This window comes from Kitasatospora sp. NPDC094028 (assembly GCF_049543595.1).
GTDB lineage: Bacteria > Actinomycetota > Actinomycetes > Streptomycetales > Streptomycetaceae > Kitasatospora.
The window spans coordinates 147,699-168,103 of the sequence record NZ_JBMVFA010000013.1 but is presented as its reverse complement, the minus strand read 5'-3'; the positions used below and the strand labels follow the sequence as shown (position 1 = coordinate 168,103).

Here is a 20,405-nt window from a genome sequence, read left to right as displayed (position 1 = left end):
GGCCGCTCGCCCGGAATGTCGGACCACTCGCACACCTGTCGCAGCCGGGGCGGTCGACGCCCCGCCCCAAGGCTTCTCCCCCGGCGGCGCGCGCACCGGCAAGCGGCCCGGGATTCGCTCGTGCGAACGGTTTTCGGCCTCATTCCCCGCGCGACGCGGGCCGTTCGTGCTATTGCCGGTCCAGCGGGCCGGAATTGCGACGCGGATGATCACCCGTCCGGGTGAGACCGGGGGCGGGGGAGGGCTCCGTGCGGGCTGACCATTGTCATGGTCGACCGGTGGGCGCCGGCACCGGCGGCACCGCCCGCACCCGGAAGCCGCCGCCCGGCAGCGGCCCCGCCGCCAGCCGCCCGCCGTACCGGCCGGGCACCACCGTCAGCACGGCCGACCGCCTCGGCCCGGCCGCTCGCCTCGTCGCCCTGGCCTGCCACCCGGCCTCCTTCTCCTCCACCCTGGCCCTGGTCGGCCTGCTGCACGACCTCGGCCGCACCGGCGCCCAGGTGGTGTGCGCCACCCATTCGCCGCCGCTGGCCGCCACCCCCGGCTCGGCCGTGCTGGAGGTCGGCGACCACGGGGTGCGCGCGGCCCGCTGGCGGGACCTGGCGCTCGTCGACCACTGGCGGCGGTTCCTGGAACGGCCCGAGGCGTACCTGCGGCACCTCGACTGAGGGAATGTCCGACCGGCCTGCCAGGATCGCGGCCATGGATCTCACCGCAGCCCTCGCCGGCCTCGACGCCCGTCCCTGGGCCACCCTCCACCACGCCTACGGCCCCGCCGAGGACCTGCCCGAGCTGCTGCGCGCCTTCGCCGAGGGCGGCGAGGATGCCGAGGAGGCGCTGGACGAGCTGTACGGGTCGATCGTGCACCAGGGCACCGTGTACACGGCGAGCGTCGAGGCCGCCCCGTACCTGGCGCGGATCGCCGCCGCCGGGCGGCAGACCGTCGACGCCTTGCGGCTGCTCGGCTGCCTCGCCGAGAGCGAGGACGAGTGCGGCGTCGCACCGGGCGCCGTCCGCGCCGCCGTCGCGGCCCAACTGCCGCTGCTGATACCGCTGCTGGCCGACGAGGACGCCGGCGTCCGGCAGACGGCCGGCTGGACGGTCGGCCACACCCGGGACACCGGCACCGCGCTGCCCGCGCTCCGTGCCCGCTCGGCGGTCGAGACCGAGCCCGCCGTCCGGGCCGAACTCCTCACCGCCCACGGCCGGCTGGACCGTGCGGGCGCCGCCGCCGAGGCCCGCGCCCTGCTCGGCCCGGACACGCCCGCGCCGGTGCGCCTGGCCGCCGTGTTCGCGGCCCTGGACGCCGGGGAGCCATGGCGCGCCGCCCACCACGACGCCGTCCTCGGCCTGCTGCCCGCGCGTGAGACGGCCCGGGCGAGCCACGCGCACGAGCAGCGGGAGCCGCTGCGCACGATCGTCGGCACCCTGCTGCGGCGCGGCACCGACACCGACCGGGAGAGCGCCCTGGCCCTGATCGACGCCGCCCTGCGCGACGACCGCTCCGAGGTGCGGGCCGAGGCGCTGTGGGCGGCCGACCGGGCCTGCACCCTGTCCCGCAGCGCCGCCCAGCGGCTGATCCCCGCGATCGCCCCGCTCGCCGCCGAGCGGCAGGCCGCCGAACTGCTGGGCAAGTTCGGCCCGGCCGCCGCCGAGGCCGTACCCCTGCTCGCCGAGCTCGCCGCGCAGCCGGACGAGGAGGCGGCCGACCAGGCGCTCGCCGCGCTGATGCTGATGGCTCCCGGGGCCGCCGCCCCGCTGCTGGCCCGCGCCCTCGGCCGGCGCCCGGGCGCCATGCGGCGCGCCTCCGAGGTGACCGTCCCGTTCGACCCGGAGCTGTTCGCCGCCGTGCGCGCGCGGCTGGCCGCCAAGGCGCCGGAGCGTTCCGAGGACGGGAAGGCGTGCGGCTGCTCGACCACCGAGGAGCACAACGACATCGCCGGGCTGGTCCACCTGCTGCAGCGCTGGGGCCCGGCCGCCGCCGAGGCGCTGCCCGAACTGGCCGCCGTCCTGCCCCGGTTCCACTACGCAGCCACCGCGATCACCGCCGTCGCCGCCGGGGCCGGGCCGGAGCGGCGCGAGCAGGCCGCCGCCGCGCTGCGGGCCGGCGCCGGGAAGCTGCTCGTGGCACAGGCGCTGCACGAGCTGACCGGCGAGACCGGCCCGCTGTTCGCCGCCGCCGGGACGGAACTCGCCGCCGGCCCGCGCGCCGTCGCCGAGGCCGCCCGCGCCGTCGCCGACCTCGGCCCGGCGGCCGCCCACCTGGCCCCGGCGCTGCGGGCGGTGCTCACCCGCGCCATCGAGCGCGACACCACGCCGGAGGTCGAGGCGGATCTCGCGGTGGCGCTGGCGCTGTGGCGGCTCGCCGGGGACGCGGCCGAGGTGGTCCCGGTGCTGGCCGCGGTGTTCGACCGCTGCGAGGGTCGGGAGTGGTTCCGCTGGACGGCCGGCCGCGCCGCCCGCGACATCGTCGTCCTCGGCCCGGCCGGGCGCCCGCTGACCGGCCGGCTCGAAGCCCTGCTCGACGACCCGGGGCAGGCGCCCTCGGCGGTGCTGGGGCTGCTCGCCGTCGCCGACCCGGCAGGCCTCGACCGGGCCCGGCTCGCCGAGGCGGCGCTGCACTCGGCCGAGACCGAGGCCGACCTCAAGGGCGCCGGCGACGCGCTGCGGGCGCTCGGCGGCGCCGCCCTGACGCCGGAGCAGCGCGGCCGGGTGGCCGAGCTCGCAGACGGGGATCGTCGGCTGGTCGTCTTCGGGCTCGACAGCGGGATGATCCGCGGGGACGAGGAACTGCGCGCCGTGCTGGCGTCCGTCCTCCGCTGAGGCCGCTGAGGCCGCCGAAGGCTCCGGGGCCCGTACGGACCCCGGAGCCTCGGGCCGGACCCCGAGCGGGTCAGTTGACGCGCAGGACGAGCTTGCCGGTGTTCTCGCCGCGGAACAGCATCCCGAGGGTCGCCGGGAAGTCGTCCACGCCGCCGTCGACCACGTGCTCCTTGACCTTGATCAGGCCTTCGCCTATCCAGCCCGCGAGCTCCCGGGTGGCCTCGGGGTAGCGGCGCGCGTAGTCGAAGACGATGAAGCCCTCCATCCGGGCCCGGCGCACCAGCAGCGACAGGTAGTTGGACGGGCCCTGCACGGCGGTCTCGTTGTTGTACTGGCTGATCGCGCCGCACACCACGACCCGGGCGCGCATCGCCAGCTTGGTCAGCGCGGCGTCCAGGATCTCGCCGCCGACGTTGTCGAAGTACACGTCGATGCCGCCGGGTACGTGCGTGTGCAGCGCCTTGCGGACGTCCTCGGCGCGGTAGTCGATCGCCGCGTCGAAGCCCAGCTCCTCGGTGAGCAGCGCGCACTTCTCCGGCCCGCCCGCGATGCCGACGACCCGGCAGCCCTTCAGCTTGGCGATCTGCCCGACGATGGTGCCGACCGCCCCGGCGGCTCCGGAGACGACCACCGTGTCGCCCTCCTTGAGCGCACCGACCTCCAGCAGCCCGAAGTAGGCCGTCAGCCCGGGCATGCCGAGCGCGCCGAGGTAGGTGGAGGGGGCGGCCAGTGCCGGGTCGACCTTGATCACGCCGCGCCCGTCCGAGACCGCGTACTCCTGCGTGCCGAAGCCGCCCGACACGAGGTCGCCGACCTGGAATTCGGGGTGGTTGGACTCGACGACCTCGACCACCGAGCCGGCCCGCATCACCTCGCCGAGCGCGACCGGCGGCAGGTAGGAGGGCCGGTCGTCGAGCCAGCCGCGCATCGCCGGGTCCAGCGACAGGTAGCGGGTGCGGCCCAGGAACTCCCCGTCCCCGGGCGCCGGGACGGGCTCGGTGACGTGCGCCCAGTCCTCGGGCCGCACCTCCCCGACCGGCCGGCGGGCGAGGCGGATCTGGCGGTTGACGGAGGTCATGTGGCGTCTCCAGACGGTGGTCGCACTGACGGTGGTCGCCCTACGGGCGTACGGGCCCGAGCCGGACGCCGCCGATTCTAAGCAAGCGCTCAGTCATCTGGCCAGCCGCTCATCCGGCCGAACCGCTGCCCGCCCGCTCCCGGGCCCAGGCGACGAACTCGTCCACCACCGGGTAGTGCGTCTCCACCTCCGCCAGCAGGCCCGCCAGCTCGGCCGGCGAGGCGTCGTCGACCCGCAGCAGCACCCGCGCCCAGCCCGGCGGGCGACCGCGGCGGAACGCGGACGTCGGCTCCTCGAACTCCGCCTCCAGCGCCCGGCGGTCCAGCAGCCGCCGCATCGCCGGGACGGTCTCCGCCCGCAGCAGCTCCACCAGCTCCTGGCCCGTGTGGTGGAGGTGCACCGGCCCGCCGTACGCCCACATCGCCTCGCACGCCGGCCGGCCCGGCGCCCAGGCGACGTGCTCGGGCGGCAGCACGCGCCAGTCGAGCAGCGCCGCCGCCGGGCTCGGCGGCCGCTTGCGCGCCTCCTCCCAGCCCGGCCCCCGGTACGACCACGCCATGGCGGTCGTGGGCACGACGGCCACCCGCACCTCGAACACCGTCCGCACGGGATCGACCCGGAACTCCTTGAACTCCAGGACCGCGCAGTCCCCGTTCTCCGCCGTCAGCCGGAACACCGGGCCGTTGCGGGTCAGCCCCTCGTCCGCCGTGAAGGGCTGCACGTACCGCCGGAGCCACGCCGAGAGCTTGATCATTCGTATCCCTTCCCAGTGCCGCCGCCATCATGCCGAGTCGCACCGACAACCACGACCCCGGCCAGGGCTGTCCGACCGCGCTTCCGGCGAAGTAGCCTGCGGGACAAGGAGCGTGGACCAGCATGCGGATCAGGGGGGAGGACGCGTGTCCAGTGAGGTGTTCCGTTTTCCCGGGCTGCGGACGAACGACCCGGACGACCTCGGCGGCTTCCGGCTGGTCGCGCGGCTCGGTGAGGGCGGCATGGGGCAGGTGTTCCTCGCCTTCTCGCCTGGCGGGCAGCCCGCCGCCGTGAAGGTGATCCGCGACGAGTTCGCCCGGGACGCGGAGTTCGGGCACCGCTTCGCCCGCGAGGTCGCCGCCGCGCAGCGCGTCCGCGGCGCCCACCTCGCACCGCTGCTGGACGCCGACCCGCGGGCCGAACGCCCGTGGCTGGCCACGGCGTACGTCGCCGGGCCCTCGCTGCGCGACCTGGTGGTCGACCACGGAGCGCTGCCGCCCGCGCAGGTGCTGCTGCTCGCCTGGGGCATCGCCCACGCGCTCGCCGACATCCACGCCGCGCGGGTCGTGCACCGCGACCTCAAACCCGGCAACATCATGCTGGACGAGAGCGGCCCGAAGGTCATCGACTTCGGCATCGTCAAGTCCCTGACCCAGTCGGTGACGTACCGAAGCCAGTCGACCCGGGTCGGCACGCCGCTGTACATGTCGCCCGAGCAGGCCATGGGCCGGCCGGTCGGCGAGGCCTCCGACGTCTTCGCGCTCGGCTCGACGCTCTACTACCTCGCCACCGGCCGGGAGGCCTTCGGCGCCGACAACGAGTGGGCCGTCGCCCACCGCATCGTCGCCGACGAACCGGACCTCACCGCCCTCGCCGACCCGCTCGGCCCGCTGATCGCCACCTGCCTGCGCAAGGACCCGGCGCAGCGGCCCAGCGCGGCGGTCGTGCGGGAGTGGTGCGAGGAGGCGCTCGGCGACACGCTCGGGCCGGGCGCGTGGATGGGCATCACCGGCGCACGGGCGGCGATCCAGGCGCGCACGGGGGCACTGCACGCCCTCGCGACGACGGGTGGCGGCCGGGGCGCCGCGCCCGATCCCGCCCCCGATCCCGCCCCCGGGAGCGAGGACGACACCGTCCGCAAGGTGCCGAGGACCAGACGCGCTCCCGAGCCGCCGGCGGCCGGCGACCCGGACGAGACCTCCCCGGTCGCTCCGGACGATCCGGAACGGTCGGGGCGGGCCCGGGTCGCCGTCGCCATCGTCCTGGAGGCCCTGGCAGGGGCCGGGGCGCTCGTCTGGGCGACCCACCTGCCGGTCGTCTATGACCTCTGGACGTCGAAGTCCTCCGGCGACGAGGCCTCGCGGGTGACCTACCGAGTCCACCTCGACCACCTGTGGGACGCGGTGCCGAGCGGACTGCCGGATGTCTCGTCGGACTGGCAGTTGATTCCGATCGGTGTCATCGGTACGGCCGTGGTGATCGTGCTCGCCGCGCTGTCCGCGTTGCACCTCGGGAAGGGCACTGCCGGGAGCGTGGTGGGCGCGGGCGCGGCCCTGCTCGGTGGGCTGTGGCTCGTGTTCGTCGCGATCATCGGTGCGTTCCTGGTGGTGATGACGTTCGGCGTGCAGGTCACGGACGACAATCCCGCCTACAAGGTCCGCGGAGTCCTGCTCGCCGGAGGCTGGTTGCTGCTCCTGGCGAATCTCCTGGCGGCGGACGCGTTCCGCCGCCTGATCATGCACGGGCCGGAGCGCCCGGACGGAGTCCTGGGCCCGAGGTAGCCCCGGCGGCCGGTTCGACGAGTTCGACCAGGATGCCGCCGGTGTCCTTGGGGAACAGGAAGTTGACCCGCGAGCCGGCGGTGCCGCGTCGGGGGGTGTTGTAGAGCAGCCGGACGCCCCGGGCGCGCAGCGCCTCGCAGGCGGCTTCGACGTCGTCGACGGTGTAGGCGACCTGCTGCAGGCCGGGGCCCGACTGGTCGAGGAAGCGTGCGATGGCCGAGCCCGGGGACAGCGGGGCGAGCAGCTGGACGCAGCCGCCGGAGGCGTCGGGGCCGACCGCCATCATGGCCTCGCGCACGCCCTGCTCGGCGTTCTCCTCCACGTTCAGGCAGCGCATGCCGAACACCCGCTGGTAGAACTCGATCGCCTCGTCGAGGTCGGCGACGGCGACCCCGACGTGGTCGATGCGCCGCAGGCCGATGCCGTCCGCCAGGCCGATGGTGCTCTCAGTCATGGCAAGTCCCTTGTCTCGGTGGGGTTGTCGAGCGATGGTGTGCCAGGGCTGGTGGTGAGGTCGGCCGCCCGGATCCGGCGCTTCAGTTCCGTCACGCCGAGGTCGGGCGAGGCCGTGATCAGGTCGATCATCGGCGCCCACTGGTGCATCACCACCGCCATGACCTCGGCGTCGAAGCGCTCCGGCGAGAACAGCCACATGCCGCGCAGTGTGCCGCCGTCCTCCCGCATGATCAGCGTCAGGTCCACGGCGGCCGGGTCCATGGTGATGATGACCTCGGAGAACACGTAGTCGTCCCCGAGGTCCGTCGCCAGCGGCGCGGCCTCCAGGCCGGGCAGGTCGAAGGTGGGGATCGCGGCGTTGAGCAGGTTGAAGGAGATGGCGAACGGGTCGCGGCCGTCGGCGCCGGCCTCCGGCAGCGCCCAGACGGGGACGTCCTGGTGGGCGTAGGCGCCGAGCGTGCGTTCCCGGACCTGGCCGACCAGGGCACGGAAGCTCGGGTCGTCCGTCAGGTCGCTGCGCACCAGCAGGTGGTTGACGAAGAAGCCCATCATCGGCTCGCTCTCGGGCCGGCCGCGCCCGGCGACCGGGAAGGCCACCGTGATGTCCTCGCTGCCGCTGTAGGCGGACAGCATCAGGTGGAAGGCGGCCATCAGCACCATGAACAGCGTCGCGTTCTGCCGCTGGGCGATGCCGGTGAGCGCCTCGGTGGCCGCCTGGTCCAGCGTGAAGCCGTGGGTGGGGCCGACCGCCGCGCCGATCCGCTGGTGTTCGGGCAGGTCGACGCCCGGCCCGGCCGGGGGACCGGCCAACTGCTCGCGCCAGTAGGCCGCCTGGCTCTCCAGCGCGCCGGAGGCCAGTTGCCGCTGCTGCCAGGCCGCGAAGTCCGGGTACTGCACCTCCAGTTCGGCCAGCCGCGGCGCCCGCCCGGTCACCGTGGCCGTGTACAGCTCGCACAGTTCGCGCAGCAGCACTCCGTACGACCAGTTGTCGGTGACCAGGTGGTGCATCACCCACACCAGGACGGTCTCCTCGGGCGCGAGCCTGACCAGCGTGCCGCGGACCAGGGGCTCCTCCGCCAGCCGGAAGGGGCGCCGCTGCTCGCTCTCCAGCAGGTCGGACAACTCGCGCTGCCGGCTCTCCTCGTCGCGCTCCCGCAGGTCGAGCAGGGCCATCGGCCAGTGGCCGTGCGGGTGGACGAGCTGCCGCCAGCCCGAGGGGCCGTGCACCACGTTGGTGCGCAGGGCCTCGTGCCGCCGGACGATCTCGTCGAGGCTGCCGCGCAGTGCCGCCTCGTCGAGTGCGCCCTTGAGGACCACGGCGGTGAGCACGCTGTGGTACGGGTCGCCGGCGGGGACGCGGTGGTGGCGGCACATCCAGTCCTGGGCGAAGGACAGCGGGACGCCGCCGGTGCGGTCCACCGTCGCGATGGCGTCCGCCGGGGCGCCCTCGGCGAGGCGTCCGGAGAGCCGGGCGGCCATCGCGGCGACGGTCGGGTGCTCGAACAGCTCCCGGATCGGCACCGTGACCCCGTGCTGCGCCGACAGCTGCGAGACCAGTTGGGTGGCCATCAGGGAGTGGCCGCCGAGTTCGAAGAAGTTGCCGTGGATGCCGACCCGGGCCACGCCGAGCACGTCGGCGAACGCCGCGCACAGCGACTCCTCCAGCGGGGTGCGCGGGTCCGCTCCGACCGCGGCGGCGGCGAAGTCGGGGGCCGGCAGGGCGCGGCGGTCCAGCTTGCCGTTGGCGGTCAGCGGCAGGGCGGTCAGCGCCAGCACCGCCGCCGGGACCATGTAGTGCGGCAGCCGCCCGACGACGAACTCCCGGACGGCGGCGGCATCGAGCCGCGCGCCCTGGACGGGCACCGCGTAGCCCACCAGGCGCTTGTCCCCGGGCCGGTCCTCGCGCACCGTCACCACGGCCCGGGCGACGTCGGGGTGCGCCCGCAGCGCGCCCTCGACCTCGGCGAGTTCGATGCGGAAGCCGCGGATCTTCACCTGGTCGTCGGCCCGGTCCAGGAACTCGATGTGGCCCCCGGTGGTCCACCGCACCACGTCTCCGGTGCGGTACATCCGGCCGCCGGCGGCCCGGAAGGGGTCGGCGACGAAGCGCTGCGCGGTCAGGTCGGGCCGTCCCAGGTAGCCGCGGGCGAGCCCGTCGCCCGCGATGTACAGCTCGCCGGGCACGCCCGGCGGCACCGGCCGCAGGGCCTGGTCGAGCACGTACGCCCGGGTGTTGTCCATCGGCCGGCCGATCGGCACCGTGCCGGCCGCCGGCTCCCAGCCCGGGTGGCAGGTGGCGAAGGTGGTGCTCTCGGTGGGGCCGTAGACGTGGACCAGCCGCGTGCCGGGGCTCAGCTCGCGGATGCGGGCGAACGCCGGCGGCGAGACCGCCTCGCCGCCGGTCCACACCTGGCGCAGCCGGTCGAGCGCCGTGGGGCGCCGGTCGGCGAGCAGGTTGAACAGGGCGGTGGTGAAGAAGGCCGCGGTGACGCCGTGTTCGGTGATCACGGCCTCGATGGTGGCGGGGTCGAGGTCGCCGGGCGGGGCGGCCACGATCCGTCCGCCGGTCAGCAGCGGCACCCACAGCTCGTAGGTGGAGGCGTCGAAGGCCAGCGGGGAGTGCATCAGGACCCGGGCGTGGTCGCCGCCCGGCCAGCGGCCGTCGTGCGCGAAGCTCGCCACGTTGCGGTGGGTGACGGCGACGCCCTTGGGGGTGCCGGTGGAGCCCGAGGTGTACATCACGTAGGCGAGCTGGTCGGGGTGGATCTCGACCCGGGGCGGGCCGGGGTCCGGGTCCGCGCCGCGCGGTTCGCCGTCCACCGAGAGGAGGCTCACCGCGAAGTCGTCCCCCGCGAAGTCGTCCACCGCGAGGACGTCCACGCCCTCGCCCGCGGGGTGGGTCCCCACGGCCCGGTCGACCAGCAGCAGCCGGGCGCCCGTCGCGGACATGATCAGCTCCATCCGCGACAGCGGCGAGCGGTCGTCCAGCGGCACGTAGCTGCCACCGGCCTTGGCGACGGCCAGGATCGCGACCACGCGGTGCACGGAGCGCCGCAGCAGCACGGCCACCGCGCTCCGCGGGCCGACCCCCTGCGCCACCAGGTGGTGGGCCAGCCGGTTGGCGGCGGCCTCCAGCTGGGCGTAGGTCAGCTGCTCGCTCCCGCAGACCACCGCCACCTCGTGCGGTGTGCGCGCGGCCTGGGCCTCGAACAGCCGCGGGAGTACGGCCTCCGGCACCTCGTGCGCGGTGTCGTTGACCTCCTCGACGAGCAGGCGGTGCTCCTCGGCGGTCAGCAGGTCGACGGCGTCGACGGGCAGCTGCGGCGTCTCGACGGCGGCGCGCAGGATCAGCTCCAGTCGTGCCAGGACGGCGTCGATCGTGCCGGCGTCGAAGACCTCGGTGTTGTACTCGACGGTGCCGTCGACGCCCGCCGCCTCGCCGCGCACGGCGGGCCGGCGCTCGGCCAGTGTGAAGGCCAGGTCCATCCGGGCCGTGCCGGTGGCCGTCGGCAGCACCCGCGCCGCGAGGCCGGGCAGCTCCAGGCCCGCTTCGGGGGTGTTCTGCCAGGCCAGGACGGTCTGGAAGAGCGGGTGGTGGGCGAGCGAGCGGGTGGGGTTGATCGCGTCGACCAGGCACTCGAAGGGGATGTCCTGGTTCGCGTAGGCCTCCAGGCTGACGTCGCGGACCCGGCGGACCAGCTCGCGCATGCTCGGACGCCCGGAGGTGTCCACCCGCAGCACCAGGGTGTTGACGAAGAAGCCGACGAGTTCCTCGGTCGCCTGGTCGGTGCGTCCCGCGATGGCGGCGCCGACCGGGATGTCGTGTCCCCCACCGAGCCGGCTCAGCAGCGCGGACAGCGCGGCGTGCACCACCATGAACACGGTGGCCCCGCAGTCGCGGGCCAACCGGGCCAGCCCGTCGTGCAGTTCGGCGTCCCAGCCGAACTCCGCCCGGGCGCCCCGGTAGCCGAAGCGCGGCGGGTGCGGGCGGTCCGTGGGCAGCGCGATGCGCTCCGGCAGGCCGTCCAGGGCCTTCCGCCAGTGGGCGAGCTGGCCCGCCCAGCGGCTCTGCTCGTCGTCCGGGTCGCCGAGCAGGTCGCGCTGCCAGAGCGCGTAGTCGGCGTACTGCACGGGCAGCGGCGCCCAGTCGGGGGCGCGGCCGGCGCTGCGGGCCCGGTAGGCGAGGGCGAGGTCCCGGCCGAGCGGGGCCAGCGACCACTCGTCGGCGGCGATGTGGTGCACCACCAGCACCAGGACGTGGTCGCGCGGGCCGACGGCGAGCAGCCGGGCGTGCGTGGGCGGTTCGACGGCCAGGTCGAACGGGTGGCGCACCGCCTCGTCCAGGGCGTGGGCCAGCCCGTCCCGGGTGACCTCGACCACCGGCAGCTCGGGCCGCGCCCACCCGGGATCCAGCACCTGCTGGTGCGGCACTCCGGCGGTGTCGGTGAACACCGTGCGCAGCACCTCGTGGCGGGCCACCACGTCGGCGAGCGCCGCGCGCATGGCGTCGACGTCCAGCGGGCCGGACAGCCGCATCGCCACGGGGATGTTGTAGGTGGCGGAGGGCCCCTCCAGGCCGTGCAGGAACCACAGGCGCTGCTGGGCGAAGGACAGCGGCAGCCGGTCCGGCCGCTCGACGGGACGCAGCGCCGGCCGGGCGGCACCGCCGGCGGCGAGCCGGCCGGCCAGCCCCGCGGGGGTGGGGTGGTGGAACAGCGCGCGCACCTGCAGCTCGGTGCCGAGCGCCTCGCGGATCCGCGCGATCAGCCGGGTGGCCAGCAGGGAGTGGCCGCCGAGGTCGAAGAAGTCGTCCTCGACGCCGACCTCGGTCACCTGGAGGACCTGGGCGAACAGCTCGCAGAGCGTTCGTTCCGCCTCGGTGCGCGGGGCGACGTACGGGGCTCGCAGCGCCGCGCGGCCGCCCTCGGGCGCGGGCAGCGCGCGGCGGTCGATCTTGCCGTTGGGTGTCAGGGGCAGCGCGTCGAGGAAGACGAAGGCGGACGGGACCATGTAGGCGGGCAGCCGCTCGCGCAGCGCGGCGCGCAGTGCGGCCTCCCGTTCGGGCTCGCCGCGGCCGGCGGCCGTCTCCTCCCCGCACAGGTAGGCCACCAGCCGCTGGTCGCCCGCCGTGTCCTCCCGGATCACCACGACGGCCTGCCGCACCTGCGGCACGCCCGTCAGCACGGACTCGATCTCGCCGAGTTCGATCCGGAAGCCGCGCAGCTTGACCTGGTTGTCCAGCCGGCCGAGGAACTCGATCTCCCCGCCGGGCCGTCGGCGCACCAGGTCGCCGGTGCGGTACAGCCGATCGCCCGCGGCGGCGGGGAACGGGTGCGGGACGAAGCGCTGTTCGGTCAGTTCGGGGCGGCCGAGGTAGCCGCGGGCCAGTCCGTCGCCGCCGATGCACAGTTCGCCGGGCACGCCGAGGGGCACCAGCGCGCCGGCGTCGTCCAGGACGTGCAGGTCGGTGTTGGCGATCGGCTCGCCGATGGTGACCGGGCCGTCGCCGACGAGGGCCGCCGACGACCAGACGGTGGTCTCGGTGGGGCCGTACATGTTCCACACCGGCATGCCGCCGGCCCGCAGGCGCCGGGCCAGTTCGGGCGGCAGGGCCTCGCCGCCGACCAGCGCCCGCAGTCCGGCGCGGGGCGTCCAGCCGGCGTCCAGCAGCATCCGCCAGGTGGCGGGCGTCGCCTGCATGACGGTGGCGCCGCAGCTGTCCAGGGCGTCCGCCAGGCGCTTGCCGTCCGCGGCGACCTCGCGCTCGGCCAGCACCACCCGCGCGCCGGTCACCAGCGGCAGCAGGATCTCCAGCACCGAGATGTCGAAGGAGAGGGTGGTGACCGCGAGCAGGGTGTCCTCGGCCGTCAGGCCCGGTCGCTCCTGCATCGAGTGCAGGAAGTTGCCCAGGGCCCGGTGCGGGATCTGCACGCCCTTGGGGCGCCCGGTGGAGCCGGAGGTGTAGAGGACGTAGGCGAGGTCGCCCGGGTCGACGGCCCCGCCGGGCGGCTCGGTGCGGGCCGCGTCCGACTCCCAGCGGAGCTCGTCCAGGCGGACGGTGGTGGCCGCGACGGCCGGCAGGTCGCCCGGCAGCCCGTGCTGGGTCAGCAGCACGGGCAGCCCGGAGTCCTCGATCACGAACGCGAGGCGCTCGGGCGGGAAGCCCGGGTCCAGCGGCACGTAGGCGGCGCCGGCCTTGAGCACCGCGAGCATCGCCACCACCAGCTCGGTGGAGCGTTCCAGGCAGATGCCGACCAGGGTCTCCCGGCCGACCCCGAGCTCCCTCAGGTGGTGGGCCAGGCGGTTGGCGCGAAGGTCGAGTTCGCGGTAGCCGAGGGTGCCGTCGGCGGCCTGGACGGCCGGTGCGTCCGGCGTGCGCCGGGCCTGCTCCTCGAACCGGCGGTGGGCCGCGAGCGGGGCGGGCCAGTCGCGGCGGGGCCGCTGCCAGGCGGTGCGCAGCCGCTGCTCCTCCTCCGCCGGGAGCATCGACACCTGGGTGACGGGGCGGTCCGGGTCGGCGACCAGGTTCTCCACCAGCCGCGTCAGGTGCCGTGACATCCGCCGCACGGTGTCCACGTCGAACAGGTCGCTGTTGTACTCGAACAGGCCGGTCATGCCCTCGGGCCGGTCGAAGACCTCCAGGGTGAGGTCGAAGCGCGAGGTGGCGCTCTCCACCTCGACCGGCTCCATCCGCAGCCCGAGCCCCTCGAACTCGGGGACGGGGATGTTCTGGAAGATGAACGACACCTGGAAGACCGGCGAGCGCGACAGGTCGCGGCGCGGGTGCAGCTCCTCCACCAGCCGCTCGAAGGACAGCTCCTGGTGGGCGAAGCCGTCCAGGCACACCTGGCGGACCCGGCCCAGCAGCTCCCGGAAGCCAGGCGCGCCCGACAGGTCGGTGCGCAGCGCCAGCATGTTGACGAACAGGCCGATCAGCGGCTCCAGTTCGCGCCGCGTGCGGTTGGCGACCGGCACGCCGACGACCAGGTCCTCCTCGCGGCTGTAGCGGTGCAGCAGCACCAGGAAGGCGGCGAGCATCGCCATGAACGCGGTGGCGCCGGAACTCCGCCCGAGCTCGCGCAGCGCCGCACTGGCCGATGCGGACAGCTCGAAGGAGCAGGAGCCGCCCGCCGTGCCCTGCACCGCGGGGCGCGGGCGGTCGGTGGGCAGCTCCAGCGCCTCGGGCGCGCCCGCCAGGGCTCGCTTCCAGTACTCCAGGTGGGCGGTCAGGCTGTCGTCGTCGGCGCGCCGGCGCTGCCAGGCGGCGTAGTCCGCGTACTGGATCGGCAGCGCGGGCAGCGCCGCCTCGCCGCCCGCGGTGAACGCCGTGCAGAGCGCCACCAGTTCGCCGAAGGCGACGGAGGTGGACCACAGGTCGCCGGCGATGTGGTGCATGGTGAGCAGCAGGATGTGCTCGTCCTCGGCCAGCCGCAGGAACCGCACCCGCAGCAGCGGGCCGGTGCGCAGGTCGAAGGGGCGGGCGAACTCCTCGGCGGCCAGCGCCCTGATCTGCGCCTCGCCCTGCGGCCCGCGCAGGTGGCCGCACTCGACGACGGTGAAGTCCACCTCGGCCGCCTCGTGGACGATCTGCACGGGCTCGCCGTCGACCTCCTCGAAGGTGGTGCGCAGGATCTCGTGGCGCCGGGCGATCTCCCGCAGGCTGCGCCGCCACACCGCGAGGTCCAGGGCGCCGTGCAGGCGCATCGCGCCGGGGATGTTGTAGGCCGCGTTGCCGGGCGTCAACTGTTCGAGGAACCAGAGGCGTTGCTGCGAGAGCGAGGTGGCGAAGCGGCGCCGTGCGGGCTTGCGCTTCGCGAGCCGGGCCGCCAGCAGCGCGCGTTTCTCGGCGGCCGACAGCCGGCTCAGGTCGATGTCGTTCACAGCGTGTCCTCCTCGCCGTCCGCGGCGAGCAGTTCGCGCAGCCGGGCTTCCACCTCGTCGTCGGACAGGTCGTCGAGCAGCTCCGCGGGCTCCTCGCGGTCCAGCGCCCGGATGCCCTCGTCGGCGGCCGGGTCGCCGACGGCGTCCAGCAGGGCGACGGTGTGGGCCACCGTGGGGTCGTCGAAGAAGTCCCGGAGGTCGAGTTCGGTGCCGAACCTGTTCCGGATCTTCGTGCCGATCTGCACGGCGGCCAGCGAGTGGCCGCCGAGGGCGAAGAAGTCGTCGTGCACGCCGACCTGTTCGACGCCCAGCACCTCCTGCCACACGGTGGCGACGGCCTGCTCCCGCTCGGTGGCGGGCGCCACGTAGGGCGTGCTCAGGTCGGGGCGCGGGTGGGTGGCGCCGAGCGGGGCGAGGCCTTCGATCTCGCGGGCCAGCAGGGCGGGGGTGAGCGAGCGGGCGAGGCGGCGCAGGGCGGCCAGGTCCCGGGCGCAGACCGCGAGTTGCGCGGGCGGCGCGTCGGTGCCCAGGATCCGGGCGAACGCGGCCACGGCCTCCTGCTCGGTCATGCCCTCGCCGAGGCGGGCCAGCGCCCCGCCGGACGGGTCGGGTGCCGGCCGGGGCGGCGCCGCGGCCTGGTCGATCTGGGCCAGCAGGCCGTCGATGTCGTTGATGCGCTTGATGGTGAAGTCGGTGATCTCGGCGAGCAGCCGGCCCTCGGGGTCGAGGATCCTGGTGTCGCAGGTGAGGGTCTCGCCCGAGCCGTCCCGGGTCTGCTTCAGTTCGACCGCGCAGTGCACGGTGCGGGTCAGCCGGCCGTGCACCCGCAGGCTGCGGTAGGTGAACGGCAGGTAGAACACGTCCTGGGCGTGGATCCGGGCGGACGCGCCGGCCACGTCCAGCAGGGCGGGGTGCAGGGCGTGGTCGTCCAGGTCCGCGGCGAACGCCTCGTCGAGTTCCAGGGTGACCAGCAGCCGTTCCGGGCCGGCCTGGATCCTGCGCAGGCACTGCCAGCGCGGGCCGAACGCGAACTCCAGGCGGCCGCCCCGCTCCACCTGGTCGAGCTTGAAGCGGCGCTTGATGTCCTCCGGCGTCTCGATGACCTCGGTGGCCCGGCAGTCGCGCAGCACCTCGGCCAGGTCGTACCGGGCCGGTGTGCCGCGCTCGTGCAGGGTGACGGTGCCGGTCGCGTGTTCCCGCCAGGCGTCGCCGGAGCGGCTGCGGACGGTGAACCGGCCCTGGCCGTCGCGCAGTTCGACGGTGGTGTGGAGCCGGCTGGTGCGGCCGTCCGGCACGATGACGGGTGTCGGGAACAGCACGTCCTGCAGTTCGACGACGCGCCCGCCGGACTGGAGGGCCACCGCGGCGTTGACCAGTTCGAGGTAGGTGGTGCCGGGCACCAGGCCGTTGCCCATGATCCGGTGGTCGTCGAGGATCCAGTGCTCGGTGCCGAGGGTGGTGACGTACGTCCGCGTCCCCTCCTCGGCGTGCAGCAGGCGCAGCAGCGGGTGGCCGGTCGGTTCACCCTCGGCGGTGTGCCCGCCGCCGAGTCGCGCCGCCAGTCCCGCGGCCATGCCCACCCCGCGCCAGGTGTCCCAGGCGATGGCCGTCACCGGCGCGCCCGACTGCCGCTTGGCTTGCGCGAAGGCGTCGAGGAAGGCGTTGGCCGCGCTGTAGTCGCTCTGGCCGGGCCCGCCCAGCAGCGAGGTCAGCGACGAGCAGAGCAGGACGAAGTCCGGCTCGTCGTGGCCGAGTACCTCGTCGAGTGCCAGCGTGCCGAGGGTCTTGGCCGCCGTCACCTCGTCCACGTCCTGGCGGGACTTGCCCGCGATCATGCCGCGCGAGGGCGCTCCGGCGGCGTGCACCACGCCGTGGATCGCGCCGTAGCGGGCGCGCAACTCATCAACGGCTCTGGACAGTTGGGCGAGATCGGTGACGTCGGCGGTCAGCACGAGCGGCTCGGCTCCCAGCTCGCGCAGCCGCAGCAGGCGACGGATCCGCCCGCTGGTGGCATCCTGCTCCCCGTGCGCCGCCGGCCAGCCGTCCCAGTCGGCCTCGGCGGGCAGCTCCGACCGGCTCAGCAGGGCCAGCACCGGGCCCTTGGCGGAGCGGGCGAGGTGCTCGGCGAGCGCCAGGCCCACGCCGCCGAGGCCGCCGGTGATCAGGTAGACGCCGCCGTCGCGCACCCGGGCGGGCGCCTGGGCGGAGGGCTCCAGCGGGACGGCGTCGAAGCCGCGGGCCCACCAGTGCCGGCCGCGCAGCGCCAGCTCCGGTTCGTCGACGGCCGCGTCGAGGAGCGCGTGGATGTCCCGCACCGAGTGGTCGGCGGGGTGCTCGGGGTCCACGCCGGAGAGGTCGAGGCTGCGGCAGGCGGCGTCGGGGAGCTCCTGCGGGAGGACGGTGGTGATGCCGAGCAGCAGGGCGTTCTCGGGCCTCAACCGCTCCTCGCCGGTCACGCTGTGGACGCCGTGGCAGAGCACGTCGACGGCGACCGGGACGCCCGGGCGCGCATCGCCGATGCCCTGGACCAGCGCCAGCAGGCTGTCGAAGCCGCACCGCCGCGCCTCGGCGAGCCGCCGCTCGTCGAGCGGGCCGGTGCTCGTACCGCCCAGGCTCCACAGGTGCAGCACCCGCACCTGCGTCGACGGGCCGGCCGCCACGGCACGCAGCAGCTCGGCGTGGTGCTCGCGCCGGAGCGGGTCGAGGGTCCAGGTGTCCGCGCCGTGGTCCCGCACCCGGGTGCCGGCGCTGACGCGCACCACCCTGGCGCCGCCGTCCGTCAGGCGCTGGGCCAGGGCCCCGCCGAGGCCCAGCTCCGCGCCGAGGACCACCCACACGCGCCCCGGACCGGGCGCCGCGGTGGCGGCGAACGGGGGCAGCCGCCGCCAGCCGGGGGTGTAGCACATCGCGTCCGCCGACTCGGCCCGGACGGCGGCCGGCTCCTCGACGGCCGGGGTGCGGTCCGCCTCGATCCAGTAGCGGTGGCGCTCGAAGGCGTAGCCGGGCAGCCGCAGCAGGCGGCGCTCCTCGCCCTCGAACAGGCGCGACCAGTCGACGGCCGAGCCCGCAGCCCACAGCCCGCCGAGGTTCTCCAGCAGGAACGCGCGGTCGTCCCGCCGCTCGTTCGGGTGCCGCAGCGAGGCCAGCGCGGTGCGCGCGGTGCCCCAGGCCGCGTGCTCGCGGGCGAAGGTGGTCAGGACCCGGCCGGGGCCGACTTCGAGCAGCAGCGCGGCCGGGTCGGCGAGCAGTTCGTCCAGCGCCCCGTCGAACCGCACCGGCTCGCGCAGGTGCCGGCCCCAGTACTCGGGGCTGGTCGCCTGCTCGTCGGTGATCCAGGTGCCGGTCACGTTCGAGCAGAAGGGGATCGTCGGCGGGTTGAGGGTGACGGTGCGGACCTCCGCCACGAAGGGCGCGACCGCGGCCGCCATGCTCGGCGAGTGGAAGGCGTGCGAGGTGTGCAGCCTGCGGCAGCCGGTGCCCGCGGCCCGCAGCCGCCGCTCCAGCTCCTCGATCGCCGGCAGGTCACCGGACACCACGCTGAGCGCCGTGGAGTTGACCGCGGCCACGGACAGCTCGCCGGTGAGCAGGGCGCCGGTGAGCAGGGCGGCGGTCTCGGCCTCCGGGAGGAAGACCGCGAGCATCGCGCCGGTCGGCATCGACTGCACGAGCCGCCCGCGGGCCGCGACCAGCCGCACCGCGTCCGGGAGCGAGAACACGCCCGCCAGGCAGGCCGCGACGTACTCGCCGATGCTGTGCCCGGCCATCGCGCGCGGCTCCACCCCCCAGGCGCGCCACAGCTGTGCCAGCGCGTACTCGACGCCGAACAGCACCGGCTGGGTGAGCGCGGTCTGCTCCAGCCGCTGCGCGGCCTGCCGTTCCGCCCCGGGCGGCGGGAACAGCAGGGCCCGCAGGTCCTCGCCGAGGTGCGGCGCGAACAGCTCGGCGCAGCGGTCGAGTTCGGCCGCGAACAGCGGCTCGTGCCGGTACAGGTCGTGGGCCATGCCGACGTACTGGGCGCCCTGGCCGGGGAACAGGAAGACCACCGGCGGCCGGTGCCCGGCCGCCGCGGTGGCGCTCGGCCCGGCGATGCGGCGCAGCGCCGCCACGGCGCCGGCGCGGTCCTCGGCGACCACGGCGGCCCGGTGCTCGAAGGCCTCGCGGCGCAGCGCCAGGGTGTACGCCGCGTCGTCGAGGCCGTCCTGCGGGTGGCTCTCCAGGTGGTCGGCCAGCCGCCGGGCGTTCTCCACCAGCGCCGGGGCGGACTTCGCGGACAGCGCCAGCAGCCGCACGGGCTTGCCGGGGCCGCCCGGTACGGCGGGCGGCCCCTCCTGCAGCACGACGTGCACGTTGGTGCCGCCGATGCCGAAGGAGCTGACGCCGGCGCGGCGCGGCTCCCGCTGCCGGGGCCAGGGGAGCGGCTCGGTGGCGACGAAGAACGGGCTGCTCTCCAGGGCGAGTGCGGGGTTCGCCGTGGTGTGGTGCAGGGTGGCCGGGATCGCCTCGTGCCGCAGCGCCAGCACGGCCTTGATCAGGGCGGTGACGCCGGCGGCGGCGTCCAGGTGGCCGACGTTGCTCTTGACCGAGCCGATCGCGCAGTAGCCGGTCTTCTCGGTGTGCTCGCGGAAGGCGCGGGTCAGGGCGGCGATCTCGATCGGGTCGCCGAGCACGGTGCCGGTGCCGTGGGTCTCGACGTAGCCGATGCCGGCGGCGTCGACCTCGGCCACCGCGAGCGCCTCGGCGATCACCTCGGCCTGGCCGTCGACGCTCGGGGCGGTGTAACCGGCCTTGAGGGAGCCGTCGTTGTTGACGGCGCTGCCGAGGATGACCGCGTCTACCGGGTCGCCCGTGTCGCGGGCGTCGGCCAGCCGGCGCAGCACCACGACGCCGACCCCGTTGCCTGCCACGGTGCCGGCGGCCTCGGCGTCGAAGGCGCGGCAGTGCCCGTCCGGCGACATGATGCCGCCGGGCTGGTACAGGTAGCCGTCCCGGAGCGGGACGCTGACCGACACCCCGCCGGCCAGCGCGATGTCGCACTCGCCGTTCAGCAGGCTCTGGCAGGCCAGGTGCACCGCGGTCAGCGAGGTCGAGCAGGCGCTCTGCACGGTGATCGCGGCGCCGGTCAGGCCGAGCTTGTAGGCGGTGCGGGTGGCCAGGAAGTCCTTGTCGGAGGCGATCTGGACCTGGTGGCCGCCGGCCGACTCGACGGTGCGCGGGTCGGCCATGACGTTGAACAGCAGGTAGGAGTTGAGGCTGGATCCGGCGAACACCCCGATCCGGCCGCGGAAGGTCCGCGGGTTGCAGCCGGCCGACTCCAGCGCCTGCCAGGCGCATTCCAGGAACACCCGGTGCTGCGGGTCGAGCAGTTCGGCCTCGCGCGGGCTGTAGCCGAAGAACGCGGCGTCGAAGCGGTCGGCGTCGGCCAGCACGCCCTTGGCCCTGACGTAGTCCGGGTGGCCGAGCAGCCGCGCGTCGGCCCCCGAGGCGAGCAGCTCGTCCTCGGTGAGCGCCGAGACGCCCTCGCGTCCTTCGATCAGGTTCTGCCACAGGGTGTCGACGTCGCCGGCGCCGGGGAAGCGCCCGGCCATGCCGATGACCGCGATCCGGTTGTGGTCCTCGGAGATCTCCGACACGTC

7 protein-coding genes and 1 pseudogene are annotated in these 20,405 nt (G+C 75.1%); 3 read left to right on the top strand and 5 right to left on the bottom strand.

The window, feature by feature from the left end; genetic code table 11:
* Positions 1–437: 437 nt before the first annotated feature.
* Both ACPC54_RS21185 and ACPC54_RS21180 read left to right on the top strand, forming a co-directional pair.
* Positions 438–668: pseudogene (locus ACPC54_RS21185) on the top strand (AAA family ATPase); the annotation flags it as partial.
* A gap of 34 nt (positions 669–702) precedes the next feature.
* On the top strand, positions 703–2,823 hold the full coding sequence (locus ACPC54_RS21180) for a hypothetical protein (protein ID WP_498966735.1): 2,121 nt from the start codon (positions 703–705) through the stop codon (positions 2,821–2,823).
* 70 nt (positions 2,824–2,893) lie between these two features.
* Here the strand turns inward: ACPC54_RS21180 and ACPC54_RS21175 are convergent, their stop codons facing one another.
* Positions 2,894–3,901: an NADP-dependent oxidoreductase gene (locus tag ACPC54_RS21175; RefSeq protein ID WP_498966733.1), complete on the bottom strand. Its 1,008-nt coding sequence runs from the start codon at positions 3,899–3,901 to the stop codon at positions 2,894–2,896.
* 109 nt (positions 3,902–4,010) lie between these two features.
* Positions 4,011–4,655 carry a hypothetical protein gene (locus tag ACPC54_RS21170; RefSeq protein WP_498966731.1) on the bottom strand — a complete coding sequence of 215 codons (645 nt, stop codon included), beginning with the start codon at positions 4,653–4,655 and terminating at the stop codon, positions 4,011–4,013.
* A gap of 145 nt (positions 4,656–4,800) precedes the next feature.
* Between ACPC54_RS21170 and ACPC54_RS21165 the strand changes: the two genes are divergently transcribed.
* A complete protein-coding gene (locus tag ACPC54_RS21165; RefSeq protein ID WP_498966729.1) occupies positions 4,801–6,435 on the top strand; it encodes a serine/threonine protein kinase in 1,635 nt (544 codons plus the stop codon).
* On the opposite strand, the gene mce is transcribed toward ACPC54_RS21165, so the two are convergent.
* The 3 genes from mce to ACPC54_RS21150 are packed head-to-tail and all read right to left on the bottom strand — an operon-like array spanning position 6,389 to position 20,402.
* A complete protein-coding gene (gene mce, locus ACPC54_RS21160) occupies positions 6,389–6,889 on the bottom strand; it encodes a methylmalonyl-CoA epimerase (protein WP_498966727.1) in 501 nt (166 codons plus the stop codon). The two genes, ACPC54_RS21165 and mce, sit on opposite strands and share 47 nt — an antisense overlap.
* Complete coding sequence (locus ACPC54_RS21155) at positions 6,886–14,772, bottom strand: amino acid adenylation domain-containing protein (protein WP_498966725.1); 7,887 nt, start codon at positions 14,770–14,772, stop codon at positions 6,886–6,888. The genes mce and ACPC54_RS21155 overlap by 4 nt, the downstream gene beginning before the upstream one ends.
* Positions 14,769–20,402 carry a type I polyketide synthase gene (locus ACPC54_RS21150; protein WP_498966788.1) on the bottom strand — a complete coding sequence of 1,878 codons (5,634 nt, stop codon included), beginning with the start codon at positions 20,400–20,402 and terminating at the stop codon, positions 14,769–14,771. The genes ACPC54_RS21155 and ACPC54_RS21150 overlap by 4 nt, the downstream gene beginning before the upstream one ends.
* Positions 20,403–20,405: the final 3 nt, after the last annotated feature.